This window comes from Pseudomonas sp. (assembly GCF_026224925.1).
Lineage (GTDB): Bacteria > Pseudomonadota > Gammaproteobacteria > Pseudomonadales > Pseudomonadaceae > Aquipseudomonas.
This window is the reverse complement of sequence record NZ_JAMFRV010000217.1, coordinates 1-4,743: the sequence shown is the minus strand read 5'-3', so window position 1 is coordinate 4,743 and position 4,743 is coordinate 1. Positions and strand designations below refer to the sequence as shown.

The window sequence follows — 4,743 nt, the reverse complement described above, 5'->3', positions numbered from 1 at the left end:
GTTGCCATGCGCCAGGCACTACAAGAAGAGGTGTTCGACGTCGTGGTGCTCGACTTGATGCTGCCCGGTGAGGACGGCCTTTCATTGTGCCGCTGGTTGCGCAGCACCTCGGACATCCCAATTCTGATGCTGACCGCGCGTTGCGAACCCACCGACCGAATCATCGGCCTGGAGCTGGGTGCGGATGATTACATGGCCAAGCCGTTCGAGCCCCGTGAGCTGGTGGCACGCATCCAAACCGTACTGCGCCGGGTTCGTGACGATCGCAGCAGCGAGCCCCGCACCATCGTGCGATTCGATGCCTGGCGGCTGAACAACGTTATGCGCCAGTTGACCGCGCCTAACGGCCTGGTAGTGCCGCTGTCCAATGCAGAATTCCGCTTGTTGTGCGTCTTCCTTGAGCGTCCTCGACGGGTGCTCAACCGCGAGCAATTGCTCGACGCTGCCCGTGGCCGCACCACCGATGCGTTCGACCGCAGCATTGACCTGCTGGTATCACGCCTGCGGCAAAAGTTGGGCGATGATCCAAAAGCACCGCAGTTGATTAAAACCGTGCGCGGCGAAGGCTATTTATTTGATGCCAGGGACATCGGTTGATCCGTTCGGCTGACAGCCTGTTTGCCAGGCTATTCGGCGGCGCGTTGCTGGCGATCCTGCTGGCACACCTGTTGGCCTTCATGTGGTTCATGCACTACGGCCCACCGCCTCCACCACCTCCTCCGCCATTTTCCGAGGAGTACGATTCGCCTGACCCGCGCTTCGAACATTTCCGCCCACCACCCCGCCATCCACCTGGACCACCGCCGTTTTTCGGCGGGCCAATCGTGCCCTTGGTCTTTCAACTGATCACCTTGGTCGTTGCGGCGTGGTATGGCGCCAAGGCCCTGAGCCGACCGATCCGGCGCATGAGCGAGGCCGCCGAGCGTTTGAGCGAGGACCTCGACAGCCCGCCGCTGGAGATCAGCGGCCCTTACGAAGCGCGCAAGGCTGCCCAAACCTTCAACCTGATGCAGCAGCGTATTCGCGAACAGGTTCAACAACGTGGGCGCATGCTGGCAGCCATGTCCCATGACCTGCGCACGCCACTTTCGCGCCTTAAACTGCGAGTCGAGCAGATTGAAGAACCCAAGCTGCACGGTCAAATGTCCCAGGACCTGGACGACATGATTGGCATGCTCGACGCCACGCTGACCTATTTGAACGAGCAGCGCACGCGCGAGTTGCCACAGCTTTTCGACGTACAAGCATTGGTTGAATCTCTCACTGAAAATGCTCAGGACCAGGGTGATGACGTGCAGTGCCACGGACACTGTAAGCCGCTCAGGACTCAGCCAATGGCGCTACGATCGTGTTTGAACAACGTGATCGATAACGCCCTGCGCTATGCCGGCCAGGCATACATAGACCTTCAGGACAGCCCGCAACGAGTCCAGATCAGAGTGGTGGATCGTGGTCCTGGCATAGCGTCAGATCAACGAGAGGCGGTGTTCGAACCGTTTTATCGCCTGGAAGGCTCACGCAACCGCAACTCTGGCGGCGTAGGCATGGGCATGACCATCGCCCGCGAAGCGGCACGGCGTATGGGCGGTGACCTGCTGTTGGAGGAAACCGTTGGCGGCGGCCTGACCGTGGTGCTTGATCTGCCTCGCGTGTGAGTCCGCACCAGCATCAACTTCTTCGCGAGTGGCAACAACTCGGTCTATCAGAAAAGCCGCGCCGCCCGCTTCCCGAATGAATTCGGCCCCACAGCTGAACGGGTATCAGCAGCGGTACAAATCCCACATACCCCCGACATCTGAAGACCTGAGGCTGCATAAGCCGGTGCACCGTCACCGGCCTAATCAATCTGAGGGGAGTCAGTCCAATGATCAGTGGCGTCAGTAGCAGCAGTAGTTATTCGAGCTATACCAGCTCAAGTGCGACCGCAACCGCCAGCGCGGCGAGCAAGAAGTTCCAGGCAGAGTTGCTGGCAAAACTGGACACCAATGGTGATGGCAGCATCAGCAAGGCTGAACTCAGTTCAGCTGAGACATCGGACAGTAAAAACGGCCTGTTGACCAGCTTGAGCAAAGCTTTCACTAACCTCGACAGCAATGACGATGGCAGCCTCGATGCGACGGAATTGTCTGCCATGGTGCCGCCTCAGACATCTGCGCAACCGTCCACCGACATCGCAGATGAGTTGCTGAGTTATCTGGACAGCGACGGCAGCGGCTCAATCAGCAGTAGTGAGCTGAAAACCGCGTTGAGCAGTGCTGACAGTACCGCTGACAGCTCAACTGTGTTCTCCGCGCTGGACACCAACAATGACGGCTCCATTAGCCTTGATGAATTGAGCAGCGCACTGCAAGCTTCAGCCCCGCCTCCGCCTCCGCCACAAGACTTCAGCGCTCAACTGTTCAGCCAGCTCGACACCAATAATGACGGCAGCATCAGTTCCAGTGAACTGAGCAGCGCGTTGGAGAGTGCCAGCGCGAGTAGCAGCACCAGCAGTTCAAGCACCAGCGCAAGCAATGCCAGTTCACTGTTCAGCAGCCTCGATAGCGACAGTAGCGGCAGCGTCAGTCTGGACGAGTTGACGTCCGCGTTGACCACCAACCTGAGCAGCGACACAAGCACTGCCGACAGCAGCACTACTGGCCAAAGTACCACCGAAGCGAAAAATGCTGCTGCCTTGGCATTGAGTAAAATGGTAGCTGCGCTTAGCCAGAGTTACGACAGCGACGCCAGCAAGCCAGTTGGTAAGCAGCTGAACGTCGCCACCTGATAAACAAAACCGCCGTAAAACAAATGTTTTGCGGCGAGTTTGTTAACGTCAGGTCTGGTCCTCAAAGGTTGGTCGGAGTCTCCGGGCGCTTGTTTTTGGAAGTGCTCCAGTCCATCAACAGGCTGTAGGCTACGGCCAGTAAGGTCGGCCCTATGAACAAGCCGATAAAGCCGAACGCCAGCAATCCGCCAAACACCCCCAGCAATACAATCACCAACGGCAGGTTGCCGCCTCGGCTGATCAAGTAAGGCTTGAGCACGTTGTCGACGCCACTGACAATAAACGTGCCCCAAATACCGAGAAAAATCGCCATGCCGTATTGACCCTTCCAGGCCAGCCACGCGGTAGCGGGTATCCAGATCAGTGGTGGGCCCATGGGCACCAGGCTGAGCAAGAACGTACCAATACCCAGCACCAACGCGCCCGGAACGCCGGCAATCAAAAAGCCAATGAACGCCAGTACTGCTTGCGCCGCCGCGGTGCCAATCACCCCGTTTACAACCCGTTGAACGGTACCGGCCACCAAATCCAGGTAATAACCAGCACGATCACCAATCAAACGCTCCAGCAGGGTGAGGACAAACGCTGCCAGTCTAGGCCCGTCACGGTAGAAGAAAAATACGAACACCAGGCTCAAGGTGATTTCGAGAATCCCGCCGCCAACCTGCGCACTGCGGGCCAAGAGCCAGTTCCCAACCTGACCCAAGTAGGGCTTGATCGCGACCATCGCCGCCGCCCCCTGCTCGTCAATGGTATTCCAGTAGCCCACCAGCCGTTCACCAATCAACGGCACACCGGCCAGCCAATCCGGTGGCGCGGGCAGGCCATCAACCTGCACATCCTTGATGAACAGGGTCGCGTCACGCACGTGGTCAGCCAGATTGAAGCCCAGCCATACCAATGGCGCGGCCACCAGTAACATCCAGACCAGCGTCAGCAATGCTGCCGCCAACGACTCACGGCCATTGAGCCAACGGGTCAACACCCGCATCAGTGGCCAACTGGCGAATGCCAATATTGCGCCCCAGAACAAAGCCGACCAAAACGGCGCCATCACCCAGAGACAGGCGCCAAACAGCGCCAGGAGCAGTATCTGCACCAACAGGCGATCATTATTAAACATGGACTATCTCAAAAAGGAATACGGAAGGTCTAAGCATAACGGCGAACACTGACAGTGCCAGTGCTCGCCGCTTTTCAGGGATGAAGGTGGTCAGCGAATAAGCTCGATGGCCAACCCCGCTTTGTCTGCACTGCCCGTCTCAAGGCGTGCCGCACGTACGCTTTTGGCAATCAGCGCCTGACGCCAAGCCTCGGCATTCGCCCCGGAAACCGTCACCCGCAACGTGCTATCCAGGTTAAGTCCGCGGGAGATCAACGTGACCCAGGTGTCCAGGGGCTCTGCGTTGAGTGTCGGAAACTCAAGTTTGCCGGTGCTTTTCAGTTGGCGCAGTAAGGTTGCGGACGTCGGCAGTACCTCCCCAAGCGGCGCAGCCGAATCGAACTGTTCAACGTGCAAGTAGGCGCGGCGATTGCCCCGTGTAATGCCATACAAGGCTATCAATGTGTCGCTTTTTGGCGCGGCCAGACGCAACAGCAGGTAAGCCTGTTGATCATCGGCGCCATACAGTTTGGAGTTACCGAACACTTCGTTGGCCCACAAGCTGCTTTCACCACAGTCACGGGCCTGGCACCAAAACAGCAGCTCGGCGCCCTGTTTTTGCAAGGCTTCGCGGGTTGCGGTAAAGGCTTCATCGGAGGTGTGTTCGGTGGGTAATTCGTAGGTGACGGCGGTTGCGCTGCCCTTGCCGCTGACCTGACCGTCAAAACGCAGTTGACCGCTTATTTTACGGATCGAACCCAGCGGATAAATCCTCTCAAGTTCTGCGGGCGGTCGGTAGTCGACTATTTCGGCGTCAAGCACCCGTGGAACCAAGTCCAGATCGTGACTACCTGGAACATCGGCGGCGCACAGC

The 4,743-nt window shown here is 58.2% G+C and carries 5 protein-coding genes; 3 read left to right on the top strand and 2 right to left on the bottom strand.

Features of this window, described 5'->3' with window-relative positions; all coding sequences use genetic code 11:
• From M0974_RS09285 to xopAW, 3 genes are all read left to right on the top strand, one after another.
• Positions 1-597: winged helix-turn-helix domain-containing protein (locus tag M0974_RS09285; protein ID WP_297835575.1), on the top strand; the 597-nt coding region annotated here is incomplete at its 5' end.
• Positions 594-1,655: a HAMP domain-containing sensor histidine kinase gene (locus M0974_RS09280; RefSeq protein ID WP_297835574.1), complete on the top strand. Its 1,062-nt coding sequence runs from the start codon at positions 594-596 to the stop codon at positions 1,653-1,655. The genes M0974_RS09285 and M0974_RS09280, both read left to right, overlap by 4 nt.
• A 209-nt stretch (positions 1,656-1,864) precedes the next feature.
• Positions 1,865-2,767 carry an EF-hand domain-containing protein gene (xopAW, locus tag M0974_RS09275; RefSeq protein ID WP_297835572.1) on the top strand — a complete coding sequence of 301 codons (903 nt, stop codon included), beginning with the start codon at positions 1,865-1,867 and terminating at the stop codon, positions 2,765-2,767.
• Between the two features lie 61 nt (positions 2,768-2,828).
• Here xopAW and M0974_RS09270 read toward each other — a convergent pair whose 3' ends face one another.
• Positions 2,829-3,890, bottom strand: coding sequence for an AI-2E family transporter (locus M0974_RS09270; RefSeq protein ID WP_297835570.1), 1,062 nt, complete (start codon positions 3,888-3,890; stop codon positions 2,829-2,831).
• Between the two features lie 90 nt (positions 3,891-3,980).
• Positions 3,981-4,742: a DUF4892 domain-containing protein gene (locus tag M0974_RS09265; protein WP_297835569.1), complete on the bottom strand. Its 762-nt coding sequence runs from the start codon at positions 4,740-4,742 to the stop codon at positions 3,981-3,983.
• Position 4,743 lies beyond the last annotated feature (1 nt).

What these genes read in the sequence shown, in the direction of transcription:
- xopAW (WP_297835572.1), top strand. Translation starts at nt 1,865, where the DNA reads ATGATCAGTGGCGTCAGTAGCAGCAGTAGTTATTCGAGCTATACCAGC.
- M0974_RS09270 (WP_297835570.1), bottom strand. Translation starts at nt 3,890, where the DNA reads ATGTTTAATAATGATCGCCTGTTGGTGCAGATACTGCTCCTGGCGCTG.